Annotated in this window: 10 protein-coding genes and 4 tRNA genes; 7 read left to right on the forward strand and 7 right to left on the reverse strand. The window is 69.6% G+C overall.

Annotated features, from left to right (window positions below):
• Positions 1-166: 166 nt before the first annotated feature.
• Positions 167-1009 carry a DUF8083 family protein gene (locus CP983_RS22540; protein WP_125526532.1) on the forward strand — a complete coding sequence of 281 codons (843 nt, stop codon included), beginning with the start codon at positions 167-169 and terminating at the stop codon, positions 1007-1009.
• 582 nt (positions 1010-1591) lie between these two features.
• Positions 1592-1798, forward strand: coding sequence for a developmental transcriptional regulator BldC (gene bldC, locus CP983_RS22545; RefSeq protein WP_003949541.1), 207 nt, complete (start codon positions 1592-1594; stop codon positions 1796-1798).
• 538 nt (positions 1799-2336) lie between these two features.
• Here bldC and CP983_RS44770 read toward each other — a convergent pair.
• The 7 genes from CP983_RS44770 to CP983_RS22580 form a co-directional block, all read right to left on the reverse strand.
• Positions 2337-2531 carry a DUF6274 family protein gene (locus tag CP983_RS44770; protein WP_107909503.1) on the reverse strand — a complete coding sequence of 65 codons (195 nt, stop codon included), beginning with the start codon at positions 2529-2531 and terminating at the stop codon, positions 2337-2339.
• 140 nt (positions 2532-2671) lie between these two features.
• Positions 2672-2746, reverse strand: a tRNA-Asp gene (locus tag CP983_RS22555).
• Between the two features lie 94 nt (positions 2747-2840).
• Positions 2841-6818 (reverse strand): ATP-dependent RNA helicase HrpA, encoded by a 3978-nt coding sequence (gene hrpA, locus CP983_RS22560; protein WP_150501395.1) that lies wholly within the window; start codon positions 6816-6818, stop codon positions 2841-2843.
• Between the two features lie 95 nt (positions 6819-6913).
• Positions 6914-6987 (reverse strand) — tRNA-Phe (locus CP983_RS22565).
• A 22-nt stretch (positions 6988-7009) separates the two neighbouring features.
• Positions 7010-7087: transfer RNA gene (locus CP983_RS22570), tRNA-Asp, on the reverse strand.
• A gap of 37 nt (positions 7088-7124) precedes the next feature.
• A tRNA-Glu gene (locus tag CP983_RS22575) sits at positions 7125-7197 on the reverse strand.
• Positions 7198-7277: 80 nt separating this feature from the next.
• A complete protein-coding gene (locus CP983_RS22580) occupies positions 7278-8849 on the reverse strand; it encodes a metallophosphoesterase family protein (RefSeq protein WP_150501397.1) in 1572 nt (523 codons plus the stop codon).
• 85 nt (positions 8850-8934) lie between these two features.
• Here CP983_RS22580 and CP983_RS22585 point away from each other — a divergent pair, with 85 nt between their 5' ends.
• The 5 genes from CP983_RS22585 (at position 8935) to CP983_RS22605 (ending at position 16258) form a co-directional block, all read left to right on the forward strand.
• Positions 8935-9285: a metallopeptidase family protein gene (locus CP983_RS22585; protein WP_030962302.1), complete on the forward strand. Its 351-nt coding sequence runs from the start codon at positions 8935-8937 to the stop codon at positions 9283-9285.
• 112 nt (positions 9286-9397) lie between these two features.
• Positions 9398-9937, forward strand: a complete 540-nt coding sequence (locus tag CP983_RS22590) for a hypothetical protein (protein ID WP_150501400.1) — start codon at positions 9398-9400, stop codon at positions 9935-9937.
• Between the two features lie 249 nt (positions 9938-10186).
• Entirely contained in the window at positions 10187-12337 is a 2151-nt protein-coding gene (locus CP983_RS22595) for a DEAD/DEAH box helicase (RefSeq protein WP_150501402.1), read from the forward strand.
• A 249-nt stretch (positions 12338-12586) separates the two neighbouring features.
• Positions 12587-14659: an FG-GAP repeat domain-containing protein gene (locus CP983_RS22600; protein WP_229915115.1), complete on the forward strand. Its 2073-nt coding sequence runs from the start codon at positions 12587-12589 to the stop codon at positions 14657-14659.
• Between the two features lie 48 nt (positions 14660-14707).
• Complete coding sequence (locus CP983_RS22605; RefSeq protein ID WP_150501406.1) at positions 14708-16258, forward strand: amino acid permease; 1551 nt, start codon at positions 14708-14710, stop codon at positions 16256-16258.
• The last annotated feature ends 76 nt before the right edge of the window (positions 16259-16334 follow it).

Here is a 16334-nt window from a genome sequence, read left to right on the forward strand (position 1 = left end):
GGAGCTGTTGAGCATGAGATTAAACCCGCCGGCGCCCGTCCAACCCGCAGTGCTCAGGATCACCTACTCGAGGAGTACGTCCGTGCGACGATTTGCATAGTTTTCCCGCGCATTTGTCAGCGGGTTTCGCAGGTTTCCCTGGCAGACGGCGGGGGAGGGAGCAGGCGTGCCCAAGGTGTCCTCGGTGATCGTCCCGTACGCGACGTATCTGCGGGTCTATGAACCGCTGGCGGCCTTCCCGGAGCCGGAGCGCGGCCACTGGGCGCGCTACGCCCGCCGCCCCGACCGTCCCTCGTACCAGGACGAACTGCGCCGTTCCCTGGCGGACTTGCTGCCCACCCCGCCCGTCCCGGTGCCGGTGCAGGAGAGCGGCGACGCCTTCGTGCTGGAGATCGACGGGGTGCTGTGCGTGTGCCCGTGGCGCACCCGGCTGCGCGGCTGGCAGGCGCTCGGGGAGCTGGCCGACGAGCTGCCCAGGCCGGTCCTGGACGCGGCGCTGCCCGAGTTCGTACGGCAGCAGGCGGCCCAGGACTACGAGCGCTGGCTGGCCCGCAACCCGGACGCGCGGCCGTGGATCCGCACCTCGACCTGGCAGGTGCCGCTGCACTGGTTCGTGCTGGTCTCGGACGAGGAGCGGCGGTTCGACAAGGGCTCGGGCGAGATCCCCCCGATGCTGCGCTACCGGACGCCGATGGTGCAGGCGCGCCGGCGGGTGGCGCGGGCACTGCGGACGCTGAAGGACACCATCGACGAAGGGCCCCTCATCGACGGCCTGGTCGACGTCGGGCGCTGGCTGGAGGAGTTCCATCCCCGCTCGCTGGTCGAGTTGGACTACGGCGGTCTGGTGCACACCCTCCCGGCCGGCGAGCTGGAGGACGACCACTCCGCGGCCGACGTGGCCGACGGCATCGAGGCGCTGCGGCAGGGCGACGGGGCGGGGGCCGGGGAGGCCTACGCGCGGCTCGTGGAGCGGTGGCGGTCGGTGCGGGACCGGCGTTCGGCCAACTGAGCCGGCGCCGTCGGAGTGACCTGGAGCACTCCTGCCGGTGTGATCTGACGCACTGTGTGACGTAACGAACTGGCGTTTGACGGGACGCCCGTTTTGGGGTTTCGTGCTCGTTCTGAGGTTCTTGATGCCTCGTCAACAAGGGACGTAGGTCCCGATCCGGGCGTATGCATCAAGGATGTGTCAACGGCCGCAAGCGTGACGGAATGCACGTACGCGGCTCTTGCGTCCCTAACCCCCCCTCGTGCCAAAATAGGACAAGGAGTCCGGGGAGGACTCCATCTCGACATTGCACGCTTTGGGGGGTCTTGAGACTCCTGCACGCCACTGTGACTGATCGTCACAGTGGCGTGACTGTCCGCTATGGCATGGTCCATCGGCATCCGTCGCTGATGAACACCTGGGAGGGCAATTCCATCGGTTTGGCCGACGCGGCTGGACAGATGGTGTAGTTGTAGTGCCGAGGACAAGCCGTTCGTCCTATAACCGACTCGACTCGCGTCCGCCATTTCGGGCAACGCGGGTCAAGGTGCAGAATTTAGAGGAAAGAACCGAGAAGGTTCGGTTCTCCCGAGGAGGCCGCTCATGACCGCTCGCACCCCTGATGCCGAGCCGCTGCTGACCCCGGCTGAGGTCGCCACGATGTTCCGCGTCGACCCCAAGACGGTCACGCGGTGGGCGAAGGCCGGGAAGCTTACTTCCATCCGTACGCTCGGCGGTCACCGCCGTTACCGCGAGGCTGAGGTCCGCGCTCTGCTCGCGGGTATTCCGCAGCAGCGCAGCGAGGCCTGAACAGCTTCATAACCGGGCAAAACGGCGGTTCCCCCAACTCGCCGTAGCGCCCGGGCCCTAGCTCCAAGCGACGCGGGTCCTGCCCCAACAGAACCCACGCCCCAGCCAACAGAGCACTTCAGGCACGCAACAAGGGTGCGTCGTAGATCGCGCTGGACTCCGCCGGGTCCAGCGCGATCTTTTTTGTGCGCGGAGTGTGCGCCGGCCGGGGGTCCTGTGAGTGGCCTTGTCGGAGTCTGGGGAGGCCTGTCGGATCTCCTGTGTGCTCACTCTGAGTGGTCGCCGTGTGTGAGCTGTGTGCCCGCCCGGGGCGGGGCGGGTGAGCCCCGTACGAGGCCCGAAACCAGCGCGGATGCTGGTGCAATTGCACATATTAAATTGACCAGTTGTAGGAGGGGTGTAAGACCTACCCCCCAGGAAACTTATGCGGTGACACCCGTCACATGCCACGGTGCTTGTTGCCTCTGGCCTATGTGCGCTAAAGGGAGTCGTGTGCTCCAGTGGCCCACGGCCGGACGGGAGTTGACGTGGTCGGCGGTCATGTCGAAGACGGGGCCTCTTCCGCGGTGACCTCGTCCGGAGCCGGCTGGTACGCACGCGTACCGGCTTCCATCGCGAGCCGCAGCAGGCGGTGGCAGATCGGGCAGTGACGCGTGCGATGTCGATAGGAGCTGGCGGCCGACAGGTGTGCGCGGAGCAGAGCCCGCGTCTCGTGCCTAGCGGTTGCCGCCATATCCCACCTCCAGGGGCCACGCGAAGAAGGGCCCTGATTTCTGGGTACCTAGCGAATGTGACTCCGTCAAGGCGGCCTGCGGGTCACACGACATGAGAAGGGCCCGCATCCCTCGCGGGATGCGGGCCCTTCGTTCACTGCGGTCCTGACGGGATTTGAACCCGCGGCCTCCACCTTGACAGGGTGGCGAGCACTCCAAACTGCTCCACAGGACCTGGTTTCGCTGCGCGATTCGTGCGTTGCGCTGCGAGAAGAGACTGTACAGGAGCCTGAGCCCCCTGGTCGAACTCACCCAGTGTGAACAGGCCGTTACGGCGCCAGCGCGTCGATCGCCTTCACGATCCGCTTGTCCGAGATCGGGTACGCGGTGCCGAGCGCGTGGGCGAAATAGCTGACGCGGAGCTCCTCCAGCATCCAGCGCACGTCCAGGACCTGCTGCGGGACCGGACGTCCCTGCGGCATCTGCTCCAGCAGCCACGCGTACTCGTCCCGCATCTCGTGGACCTTCTCCATGCGCGTGGTGTCCCGCTGGACGTTCGTCGGCATCTGCTGGAGCCGGCGGTCCACCGCGATCAGGTAGCGCATCAGGTCGGGCAGCCGCCGCAGCCCCGCCTCCGTCACGAAACCGGGCTTCACAAGGCCGTCCAGCTGCCCCCGTACGTCCGTGCGGTTCGCCAGCAGCGAGGGGCTGCGTACGTCCTTCAGACGGCGCTCGGCGGCCTGCCACGCGGCGAGGACCTGCTGCACCTGGCCCACCGCACGGACCGTCGTGTCGACGATCTCGGCGCGCACCTTGTCGTAGAGCTTGCGGTACGACTCCTCGTCCCACGCAGGCCCCCCGAAGTCCCCGATCAGCTTGTCCGCCGCAGCCATCGCGCAGTCGTCGAACAGGCCCTGGACCGAGCCGTGGGGGTTGGCGGACAGGGCGATCTTCTGGGCGTTCGTCAGCTTCTCGGAGGCGAACTTCGCCGGGTTGACCGGGATGTTGCGCAGGATGAGGCGGCGGGTGCCCTTCCACATCGCCTGCTGCTGCTCGGCCTCCGTGTCGAAGAGGCGGACCGACACCGTGTCGCCGTCGTCCACCAGCGCCGGGTACGCCTTGACCGGGTGGCCGGCGCGGCGGGTCTCGAAGACGCGGGTGAGCGTGCCGATGGACCAGTCGGTCAGGCCCTTGCGCTCCAGGGACTCCCCGCCCTCGCGGGAGGCGGTGGCCGCCGCGGCCTGGGACAGGGCCTGGCGCGCCTTCGGCTTCATCCGGAGCTTCAGGGTCTCCAGGTCCTTGTCCTCGGCCAGCTTGCGCCGGCGCTCGTCGACGATGCGGAAGGTGATCCGCAGATGGTCCGGGACCTTCGCCCAGTCGAAGTCGTCCGCCTCGAAGGGCACGCCCACCATGCGCTTCAGCTTGCGGGCCATGGTCACCGTCAGCGGCTCCTGCAAGGGCACCGAGGTGTCCAGGAACCGCCTGGCGAAGTTCGGCGCCGGCACGTAGTTGCGGCGGATCGGCTTGGGGAGGGAACGGATCAGCTCCGTCACCAGCTCCTCCCTGAGGCCCGGGATCTGCCAGTCGAAGCCCTCGTCCGTGACCTGGTTGAGGACCTGGAGCGGGAGGTGGACCGTCACACCGTCCGCGTCCGCACCCGGCTCGAACTGATACGTCACCCGGAACTTGAGCTGCCCCTGCCGCCAGGAGTCGGGATAGTCGGCCTTGGTGACCGCCTCCGCCGACTCCCGGATGAGCATCTCGCGCTCGAAGTCCAGGAACTCCGGCTCCTCGTGCCGCTTGCGCTTCCACCAGGAGTCGAAGTGGGCCCCGGAGACGACGTGTTCGGGCACCCGGGCGTCGTAGAAGTCGAACAGGGTCTCGTCGTCGACGACGATGTCCCGGCGCCGGGCGCGGTGCTCGAGTTCCTCGACCTCGCTGAGCAGCTTGCGGTTGTCGGCGAAGAACTTGTGGTGTGTGCGCCAGTCGCCCTCGACCAGGGCGTTGCGGATGAACAGCTCGCGGCTGGCCTCCGCGTCGATCCGGCCGTAGTTCACCTTGCGCTGGGCGACGATCGGGACGCCGTACAGCGTGACCTTCTCGTACGCCATCACCGCCGCCTGGTCCTTCTCCCAGTGCGGCTCGGAGTACGTGCGCTTGAGGAGGTGCTCGGCGAGCGGCTCGACCCACTCGGGCTCGATCTTCGCGTTGACGCGGGCCCAGAGGCGGGAGGTCTCGACGAGCTCGGCGGACATCACGAAGCGCGGGGGCTTCTTGAACAGGGCCGAGCCCGGGAAGATCGCGAACTTGGCGTTGCGGGCACCGATGTACTCGTTGCGTCCGCCGTCCTTGCGGGCGCCGGGGCCGGAGTCCTTGGACTCCTTCACGTCCTTCATGCCGATGTGGGACAGCAGGCCGGCGAGCAGGGAGACGTGGACGCGGTCGTCGGGGGCGTCGTCCTCGTTGAGGTGGATGCCCATCTGCTTGGCGACCGTGCGCAACTGCGTGTAGATGTCCTGCCATTCGCGGATGCGCAGGAAGTTGAGGTACTCCTGCTTGCACATCCGGCGGAACGAGGACGAGCCCCGCTCCTTCTGCTGCTCGCGGACGTAGCGCCACAGGTTGAGGAAGGCGAGGAAGTCGCTCGTCTCGTCCTTGAAGCGGGCGTGCTGCTGGTCGGCCTGGGCCTGCTTGTCGGCCGGCCGCTCGCGCGGGTCCTGGATGGACAGCGCCGCCGCTATGACCATGACCTCGCGGACACAGCCGTTCCTGTCGGCCTCCAGGACCATGCGGGCGAGGCGCGGGTCGACGGGCAGCTGGGCGAGCTTGCGGCCGGTCTGCGTGAGCCGCTTGCGCACGTCCTTCTCGGCCGGGTCGATCGCGCCGAGCTCCTGGAGGAGCTGGACGCCGTCGCGGATGTTGCGGTGGTCCGGCGGGTCGATGAAGGGGAACTTCTCGATGTCGCCGAGCCCGGCCGCGGTCATCTGGAGGATGACGGAGGCGAGGTTCGTCCGGAGGATCTCCGCGTCCGTGAACTCCGGGCGGGCGACGAAGTCGTCCTCGGAGTACAGCCGGATGCAGATGCCGTCGCTGGTACGGCCGCAGCGGCCCTTGCGCTGGTTGGCGCTGGCCTGCGAGATCGGCTCGATGGGGAGCCGCTGCACCTTGGTGCGATGGCTGTACCGGCTGATCCGGGCGAAGCCGGGGTCGATGACGTACTTGATCCCGGGCACCGTGAGGGAGGTCTCGGCGACGTTGGTCGCCAGAACGATCCTGCGGCCGGTGTGCTGCTGGAAGACCCGGTGCTGCTCGGCGTGCGAGAGACGGGCGTAGAGCGGGAGGACCTCGGTGAAGCGGTACTGCTTCCTGGTGAGCGCGTCCGCGGTGTCCCTGATCTCCCGCTCTCCCGAGAGGAAGACCAGGATGTCGCCCTTGCCCTCGCCCTGGAGCTCCTCGACGGCGTCGCAGATCGCGGTGATCTGATCGCGGTCGGCGTCCTCGGAGTCCTCCTCCAGCAGCGGCCGGTAGCGCACCTCCACCGGATAAGTCCGCCCGCTGACCTCGACGATCGGGGCGTCGCCGAAGTGCCGCGCGAAGCGCTCGGGGTCGATGGTCGCCGAGGTGATGACGACCTTGAGGTCGGGACGCTTCGGCAGCAGCTGCGCCAGGTACCCGAGCAGGAAGTCGATGTTGAGGGACCGCTCGTGGGCCTCGTCGATGATGATCGTGTCGTAGGCGCGCAGCTCGCGGTCGGTCTGGATCTCGGCGAGCAGGATGCCGTCCGTCATCAGCTTGATGAAGGTGCCGTCGGGATTGACCTGGTCGGTGAAGCGCACCTTCCAGCCCACGGACTCGCCGAGCGGCGTGTCCAGTTCCTCCGCGACGCGCTCGGCGACCGTGCGGGCCGCGATACGGCGGGGCTGGGTGTGCCCGATCATGCCCCTGACCCCGCGCCCGAGCTCCAGACAGATCTTCGGGATCTGGGTCGTCTTGCCGGAACCGGTCTCACCGGCGACGATCACGACCTGGTGATCGCGGATGGCCGCCGCGATCTCGTCCTTCTTCTGGCTGACCGGCAGCTGCTCGGGATACGAGACGGCCGGGAGACGGGTGCGCCGGGTGGCGATACGCTCCTCGCCCTTGGCGACCTCCGCCTCGATCTCCGCGAGGACAGCGGCCCGCGCCTCCGGCTTACGGATCTTGCGGGCACCTTCGAGCCGCCGACCGAGCCGGTGCGCGTCGCGCAGCGACAGCTCGTTCAGACGGGGGGCCAGGGGGCCGAGGGCGGGGGCGGGGTGCGTAGACATACGGGATCCAGGATCTCATCCCGGCGAAATCCGTGGCGAACGCTTTTGTGGCACACACCAGAAAGGCCCCGATCCGGGGATCGGGGCCTTGCCTGTGGCTGGGGCCGGGGTCGAACCGGCGACCTATCGCTTTTCAGGCGATCGCTCGTACCAACTGAGCTACCCAGCCATCAAGGCTTCTTTCGAAGCCCTGGCGGTCCTGACGGGATTTGAACCCGCGGCCTCCACCTTGACAGGGTGGCGAGCACTCCAAACTGCTCCACAGGACCTTGCTTTGCGTACGACAGTGTCGCACACCGTACTGCGTGCCCCCAACGGGATTCGAACCCGTGCTACCGCCTTGAAAGGGCGGCGTCCTAGGCCGCTAGACGATGAGGGCTATCGGCCCGCCTGGGCGCCTCTCAGCGCGTCGGGGACGTGAGAAGCATATGGGATGGCGGGAGGTATCGCCAAAACGGTTTACGGGGAGGTGCCGGGGGACGAGCCGGTCGGGCTCGGGGAGTCCGTCGCGCCCGGTTGGTTCTCCTCCACCAGGTGACGCCGCACCTCGGCGGTGGTCAGGCCCAGGCCGCCCAGTTCGATCTCGTCCCACGCCTGGAGGCGGCGGGTGTCGCGGTCGAAGTAGAGGATCGACGTCTGGATGGGGTCGGGATGCTTGCCCTCGACCGCGCGCAGACCGCTGCCGCCGGTGGAGCCCTCCAGGCGCAGCCGGGTGCCGTACTGCATGACCTCCATCTCCTGATGGTGGAGGTGGCCGGCCAGGGCCAGCGGGACCTCGCCGTCGGTCTGGCGCACGGCCACCGGTTCGTGGGCGACGGCCACGTCGACGGGGGTGCCGGCCGCGCGCTGGTCGCGCAGGGCCGTGGCCAGGCGGGCGCCCGCGAGCTCGTTGGCCGCGTCGCCGCCGGCGACCTGGGAGCGGTCGGGGGTGAACTGGGGGTCGCCGATGCCGGCGAAGCGCAGGCCGGCGATGGTGCGGGCCTTGCCGTCGTCGAGGACGGTGACGTTCTTGAGGTTCTCCAGGTAGCGCTGGGTCAGCCGGGAGTCGTGGTTGCCGCGGACCCAGACGTAGGGGGCGCCGAGGTCCTCGACGGGGTCGAGGAAGCCGTTCTCGGCGGCGGTGCCGTGGTCCATGGTGTCGCCCGAGTCGACGATCACGTTGACCTTGTACTGGCTCACCAGCGAGGCGATGATCTTCCAGCTCGCCGGGTTGAGGTGGATGTCGGACACGTGCAGGACGCGGATGGTGCTCGGGTCCGGGGCGTAGGCGGGGAGCGTGGAGGTGGCGTCGTAGAGCTTGGTCACGTTGGTGACCAGGCGGGCCAACTCCTTCTGGTAGACGTCGAATTCGGTGACGATGCTGCGCGCGTTGCCGACCAGGGACGGGGCGGAGGAGAGCAGGCCCGAGAACTTCGGTTCCAGGACGGACTCGGGGTTCCAGGTCGCGTACGCCGTGCCGCCCGAGGCGGCCAGCAGGGTGAGGGCCATGCCGCCGGCGGCCAGGGCGCGGCGGGGGCGGCGGTAGACGGCGAGGCCGAGGGCCGCGGCGCCGGTGACGACGGCCACGCAGCTGCGCACGGCGAGGTCGCGGGTGCCGTGGGCGACGTCCTGGGCGACCTCGTCCTGGAGGCCGGAGAGCCGCTCGGGGTGGTCGACCAGGGCCTGGGCGCGCTCGGGGTCGAGCTGGTCGACGTTGACGTCCAGCCGGACGGGCGCGATGTGGCTGTCCAGGGTGAGGGCGCCCAGCGGGGAGACGTTGATCTTCGTGCCGCCGGTGAGGGAGGGGCGCAGGGTCATCGTGGTGTTCATCGGGCCGACCGGGGCGCGTACGTTGCCGACGATCAGCAGGCCGAGCCAGGCGCCGAGGAGGACGACGGTGAGCAGGCCGAGGGCGCGCGTCCACGGGTGGGGCTGGGTGACGAGCTCCAGCGTGGGCAGCGGGCGGCGGGTCGAATAGCGGCGGGCGAGGGCGCGCGGGGCCCTGGGGACGTGGGCGAGAACCTTCGTGACGGCGGCGGGGACGCGGGCCATTGGTGCCGTATGCCCAAGCACGCGGGTGGGTATGCGGGGCCGTTCGTGGCTCCTTCCCGGGCGGGTCGTACCCGACAATGGGCGTGTGCTGGAGATGACGCGCGAGGAGTTCGAGGAACTGGTCGCCGAGGCGCTGGACCGGATTCCGCCGGAGCTGACACGGCTGATGGACAACGTCGCGGTGTTCGTCGAGGACGAACCGCCCGCGGACGACCCCGAGCTGCTCGGGTTGTACGAGGGGACGCCGCTCACCGATCGCGGGGAGTGGTACGCCGGGGTGCTGCCGGACCGGATCACGATCTACCGGGGGCCGACGCTGCGGATGTGCGAGTCGCGGGCGGAGGTCGTCGAGGAGACCGAGGTGACCGTGGTGCACGAGATCGCGCATCACTTCGGGATCGACGACGAGCGGTTGCACGCACTCGGTTACGGGTGAGTCAGGGCCGTCCGGGGCGGGTGAACGGACCGTGCCGCGGGGCGCGTGTCCTCTTGTAGGTGGCGGGAGTTGGGCAGGTTGACTTCTTCGCCCGCCACTGGAGGTGGCCCCCGTGCGCCCTTTGTACGTACCTGTCCGTCTGGCCGCCACGGTGGTGGCCGTCGCCGCTGCCGCCGGCTGTATGAGTGTGGGCGACGACGCCGGCGGCGGGAGCGCGAAGCCGTCGCACTCCGCGGGGCAGCGCGGTGGTGAGGCGCCCGACGGGGGCTCGGCCGTGTCCGGGGGCGGCTCCGGCTACGGCGCGCACGGCCAGGACGGCAAGCCGGACAAGGCGAAGGACAAGGGCAAGGGCAAGAAGAAGGCCGGGAAGTCGGCGTCTCCCGAGGCCTCCCCGTCGGCCAGGGCGAGCGCGTCCGTGCCCGCGGGCGGTGGCCGGCCGCCGAAGCCGGGGCAGAGCGAGAATCCGGGTCCGACGCGGCCGGCCGAGCCGACTCCCACCCGTACGGTGGAACCGGAGCCGACGCCCACGCCGGAGCCGACGACCGCCACGCCGACGCCCACGCAGGCCGAGCCCTCGTCCTCGGCGCACGAGGAGACCGGACCGCAGCTGGGGCAGCGGGAGCCGGCACCGGCCGCGGGGGCGCCGGCGTGAGGTTCCGGGGGCGGGGCGACGACGAGGCGCGAGTGACGTTGCCTACACCGGCCTCGGTCGGTTTGCCTTGGGGGGCTGGGGGTGCGTATGGTGGTAGATCGTTTGATCCCATTTGCCCGGCGCCAACGCAGAGCGCGCCGTGTGGCGCGTACTCTCCCTTGCCGTGGCTGACCGCATTGAGGCGGTCGTAATGCGAACACGGAGTTGACGGGCGCGTGCCGACGAGACTCCGGAAGGTTTCGCTTACGCATGTCCATTTCCAGTACTGATCACGTCGTCGTGCCCGAGAACGGCGAGAACAACGACGAGACGACCGCCCCCGAGATCACCTTCGCGGACCTCGGTCTGCCCGAGGGTGTCGTGCGCAAGCTCGCGCAGAACGGCGTGACCACCCCCTTCCCGATCCAGGCCGCGACCATCCCGGACGCCCTGGCCGGCAAGGACATCCTGGGCCGCGGTCGCACCGGCTCCGGCAAGACGCTGTCGTTCGGCCTGCCGACGCTGGCCCGCCTCTCCGGCGGCCGCACCGAGAAGCACAAGCCGCGCGCCGTCATCCTCACCCCGACCCGTGAGCTCGCGATGCAGGTCGCGGACGCCCTCCAGCCCTACGGCGACCAGGTCGGCCTCAAGATGAAGGTCGTCTGCGGCGGTACGTCCATGGGCAACCAGATCTACGCCCTGGAGCGGGGCGTCGACATCCTCGTCGCCACCCCGGGCCGCCTGCGCGACATCATCAACCGTGGCGCCTGCTCCCTGGAGAACGTCGAGGTCGCCGTCCTCGACGAGGCCGACCAGATGTCCGACCTGGGCTTCCTGCCCGAGGTCACCGAGCTGCTCGACCAGGTCCCGGTCGGCGGCCAGCGCATGCTGTTCTCGGCCACGATGGAGAACGAGATCTCCACGCTGGTCAAGCGCTACCTGGTCGACCCGGTCTCGCACGAGGTCGACGCCGCCCAGGGCGCGGTGACGACCATGTCGCACCACATCCTGATCGTGAAGCCCAAGGACAAGGCGCCGGTCACCGCCGCGATCGCCTCCCGCAAGGGCCGCACCATCATCTTCGTCCGCACCCAGCTGGGCGCGGACCGCATCGCCGAGCAGCTGCGCGACGCCGGTGTGAAGGCCGACGCGCTGCACGGCGGTATGACCCAGGGCGCGCGGACGCGGACACTGGCCGACTTCAAGGACGGCTACGTCAACGCGCTCGTCGCGACCGACGTCGCCGCCCGCGGTATCCACGTCGACGGCATCGACCTCGTCCTGAACGTGGACCCGGCCGGCGACCACAAGGACTACCTGCACCGCGCCGGCCGTACGGCCCGTGCGGGTCGCACCGGCACGGTCGTCTCCCTGTCGCTCCCGCACCAGCGCCGCCAGATCTTCCGGCTGATGGAGGACGCGGGCGTCGACGCCGGGCGGCACATCATCCAGGGCGGCGCCGCGTTCGACCCGGAGGTCGCCGAGATCACCGGCGCCCGTTCGATGACCGAGGTGCAGGCCGAGTCGGCCGGCAACGCCGCTCAGCAGGCCGAGCGCGAGGTCAGCCAGCTCACCAAGCAGCTGGAGCGGGCGCAGCGCCGTGCCGTCGAGCTGCGTGAGGAGTCCGACCGGCTCGTCGCCCGCGCGGCGCGCGAGCGTGGCGAGGACCCGGAGACCGCGGTGGCCGAGGCGCAGGCGGCGGCGGTCGAGGCCGCCGAGGCCGTCGAGGTGGTCGTGCCCGAGCAGCCCGCGGCGCAGGACGGCGACCGTGGCGGCTTCCGCCGTGACGACCGCGGTGACCGTGGCGGCCGTTCCTTCGACCGTGACCGTGGTGGGCGTTCCTTCGAGCGCCGGGACAACGACCGTGGCGGCTTCCGCCGTGACGACCGCGGTGACCGTGGCGGCCGTTCGTTCGACGGTGACCGTGGCGGCTTCCGCCGTGACGACCGTGGTGACCGTGGTGGGCGTTCCTTCGAGCGTCGCGACGGTGACCGTGGCGGCTTCCGCCGTGACGACCGCGGTGACCGTGGCGGCCGTTCCTTCGACGGCGACCGTGGTGGGCGTTCGTTCGAGCGTCGCGACGGTGACCGTGGCGGCTTCCGCCGTGACGACCGCGGTGACCGCGGTGGCCGTTCCTTCGACGGCGACCGTGGTGGGCGTTCCTTCGAGCGCCGGGACAACGACCGTGGCGGCTTCCGCCGTGACGACCGTCCGGCCGGCCGTTCCTTCGAGCGCCGTGACGAGCGTGGCGGTCACCGGGGCAGCGACCGTCCCTTCAACCGCGACCGCCGCGACGACCGTCCCGGCTTCCGCGCCGGCGGCCACGACCGCCCCTACGGCCGTCGTGACGACCACCGCGGCACCGGCGGCTCGTCCTTCGGCCGCCGCGACGACAAGCCGCGCTGGAAGCGCAACGGCTGACGTCTGCTGAACCGATCCTGAAGGGCCCCGTACGACTCCGGTCGTACGGGGCCCTTCGCGTGTCGTGGGTCGGGAGTGGGGTAACCGCGTTCTTTTCGACTATCGCTGCCTGTGAGGCGGTTGTTAGCATCCGCTGACTTTTCTTCGAGGCGCGCGAACGCGGGGGGAACAACGCGGGCGCGCGGGCCTCGCTCTCATTTCCCTGGGGAGGGACCCTTGTCTCGGCGTGTGCGCGCACGCTCTTTTCTGGTGGGCCTGGCTGCTCTGAGCGCCGGCTCACTGACCCTTGCGGCCCCGGCGGCCGCGGACACCACCCCGACACCCGTCCAGACGGTGGACGGCGCATGGGGCATCGACTTTGCGGGCGGCATCCTGACGACGGTCGAGACCGCTCCGAGCGGCGAGCCGTTCGTCCTCAATCGCCCGATCTCCGCGGACGGTGGCTCGGCCGGCGATCTGAGCTCCCGCGGCTACGCCGGTACCTACGCGGACGGTTCCCATCTGAAGAGGGTGCCGTGCGGTGCCGGCTCCTGCGCGGTGCTGCGGGCGGCCGGGAACGGTGACGTCGGCTACTTCTTCGTCGTCGACGGCAAGGAGTACGCACGGATACGTACGACCCCGAACAGCTACCACTCGGCGGAAGAACCGGCCGTGACGGGCGGCCGGTTCGTGGACGTCACCGGGCGCTACTTCGTCTACGAAACGGCGTCCACCGGCAAGCAGTACGTCGACGCGGTCAACGACTTCCGGTACCAGGACGTCCGCCTCACCCGCTCCGTCACCGCAGCCTCCGTGTGGGGCCCGCGACTGTGGACGCCGGGCTCGGGTGCCGGGGCCGTCACCGCGTACGACCTGGAGCAGAAGAAGACCGTCGAGACGCTCGCCACGGGCGCGCCCTGCACGGTCAAGGACCTTCAGGCGGTGGGCCGTTGGATCTACTGGAACTGCGGCCCGTCCGGCGCGGCGGGTGTGTACGACCGTTCGGCGAAGAAGAAGATCGCCGTGCCGTCCGGGCCGGCCCTCGTCGGCGACGGCTATCTCGTCCGGCACGACCGGACGACCGGGAAGCTGCTGCTCACCGACTTCCACACCGGCACGGCCGCCGCCCCGCGCGCCATCGCCGATCTGCCGGCCGGGAACACCGCCGACCAGCGGCGGCTGACCTGGGCCGTGGACAAGTTCGGCGGCGACATCGCGTACGTCGGCCAGGACAAGGCGATCCGGATCGTACCCAGCGGTGTGCCGTCGTCGGCGCTGGCGGTGATCGAGGCGGACCCGGACGACGACTACCTGAACGCCAAGGACAAGTACTGGAACAGCACCTGGCAGTTCAACAAGCCGGCGTCCTGGAAGTTCACGGCGAAGGACTCCCGCGGCCGTGCCGTGTACAACAGCACCGGGAGCGGAGCGGAGGCCGAGGTCGGCTGGAACGGGAAGACGGACACGGGGGCGTACGCCTACAACGGGCAGTACACCTGGACCCTGTCCGCCACCGCGACCGAGGGCAGCGGCACGTACACGACCAGCGGCACCATCGGGCTCTCCGGCGGTCGCCAGGGCCACCACGACCAGGGCGGCCACAGCTACGGCGAGCTGGTCACCCTCAACTCCTCGGGTGGCCTGACCCTGCACTTCACCAAGGGCAAGGGGACGTTCGACTGGAAGGAGTCCGGCTCCGGCTGGCCCGCCGGGACTGTGGCCGTTCCGTTCGGTGACATGGGCAGCGACCGGTGCTCGGAGTTGCTGGTGCGCACGCCCGGCGGGGAACTGCGTCGGTACGCGGGCAAGTGCGGATCGTCGTACACCCCGTCGAGCAGCCACACCTCCCTCGGCACGGGCTGGAACGCCTACGACGTCCTGACCGCGCCCGGTGACCTGACCGGGGACGGCCGTACCGATCTGCTGGCGCGTCAGAAGTCCACGGGTGACGTGTTCGTGTTCGCGAACGACGGTGCCGGGAAGCTGAAGGCACGCGTGAAGATCGCCTCGGCCTGGAAGGGCTACACGAAGCTGGTCGGCGCCGGTGACCTGACCGGTGACGGGATCGGCGATGTGCTCGCGCACGACAAGTACGGGGCGCTGTACCGGCTCGACGGCGCGGGCAACGGCAAGCTGAAGGCCCGGGTGAAGATCGCCTCCCAGTGGGGAGCGTCATACAACGCCGTGGTCGGCGTCGGTGACATCACCGGGGACGGGAGGAACGACCTGGTCGCGCGGGACAGCGCGGGCAACCTGTACCGCAACTCGGGCAACGGGAACGGGACGTTCGGGGCCCGCGTGAAGATCGCCGGTGGGTGGCAGGGCTACAAGGGCATTTTTTAGCCATGTTATGACGCATGTCACGTCCCCAGTGAGGGAATCGCTGGGGACATGACAGATGACGCCATAGCGAGTGGGCCGTCGGGCGGAAAGATGTCCGACGAGGAACGGCTGGCCCAGCTCGGCTACACGCAGGTTCTCGCCCGCCGCATGTCGGCGTTCTCCAACTACGCGGTCTCCTTCACGATCATCTCGGTCCTCTCGGGCTGCCTGACGCTGTATCTGTTCGGCATGAACACGGGCGGCCCGGCGGTGATCACCTGGGGCTGGGTGGCCGTCGGTCTGATGACGCTGTTCGTGGGGCTGTCGATGGCCGAGATCTGCTCGGCGTACCCGACCTCCGCGGGCCTGTACTTCTGGGCGCACCGGCTCGCGCCCCCGCGCACGGCCGCCGCCTGGGCCTGGTTCACGGGCTGGTTCAACGTGCTGGGCCAGGTCGCCGTGACCGCGGGCATCGACTTCGGGGCGGCGTCCTTCCTCGGCGCGTACCTGAACCTCCAGTTCGGCTTCGAGGTGACACCCGGCCGCACGATCCTGCTCTTCGCCGGGATCCTGGTGCTGCACGGGCTGCTGAACACGTTCGGCGTGCGGATCGTCGCGCTGCTCAACAGCATCAGCGTGTGGTGGCACGTGCTCGGCGTCGCGGTGATCGTCGGCGCGCTGGCGTTCGTGCCGGACCAGCACCGGTCCGCGTCCTTCGTGTTCGGCGAGTTCGTCAACAACACGGGCTGGGGCAGCGGGGTCTACGTGGTCCTGCTCGGGCTGCTGATGGCCCAGTACACCTTCACCGGCTACGACGCCTCCGCGCACATGACGGAGGAGACGCACGACGCCTCGACGGCCGGCCCGAAGGGCATCGTGCGGTCGATCTGGACGTCGTGGATCGCCGGCTTCGTGCTCCTGCTCGGCTTCACCTTCGCGATCCAGTCGTACGAGGGTGCCCTCACCTCCCCGACGGGCGCGCCGCCCGCGCAGATCCTGCTCGACGCGCTCGGGGTGACGGCGGGCAAGCTGCTCCTGCTGGTCGTCGTCGGGGCGCAGCTGTTCTGCGGGATGGCGTCCGTGACGGCCAACAGCCGCATGATCTACGCCTTCTCGCGCGACGGCGCCCTGCCCTTCTCGCACGTCTGGCACACGGTCAGCCCACGCACCCGGACGCCCGTCGCGGCAGTGTGGCTGGCGGCGGGCGGGGCGCTGGTGCTCGGCCTGCCGTACCTGATCAACGTCACGGCGTACGCGGCGGTGACGTCGATCGCGGTCATCGGCCTCTACATCGCGTACGTCATCCCGACGCTGCTGCGGGTGCGCAAGGGAGAGGCGTTCGAGCGGGGGCCGTGGCATCTGGGCCGCTGGTCGCGGATCGTGGGCGTGGTGGCGGTGGCCTGGGTCGGCGTGATCACGGTGCTGTTCATGCTGCCGCAGGTCTCGCCGGTGACCTGGGAGACCTTCAACTACGCCCCGGTCGCCGTCCTGGTCGTCCTCGGCTTCGCCTGGGTCTGGTGGCTGGCCTCGGCCCGGCACTGGTTCCTCAACCCCGAACACGCCCGGAACATCGCCCGCGAGGCGGGCCGGGTGGGGGCGCCCGAACCGGTTGATCCGTAGCACTTGGATGCACGAGGGCTCATTCCGGCACCCCGTGCCACCGCCGACGCGGCCGTGACCCCGATACCCGATCGGA

This window comes from Streptomyces chartreusis (assembly GCF_008704715.1).
Taxonomy (GTDB): domain Bacteria; phylum Actinomycetota; class Actinomycetes; order Streptomycetales; family Streptomycetaceae; genus Streptomyces; species Streptomyces chartreusis.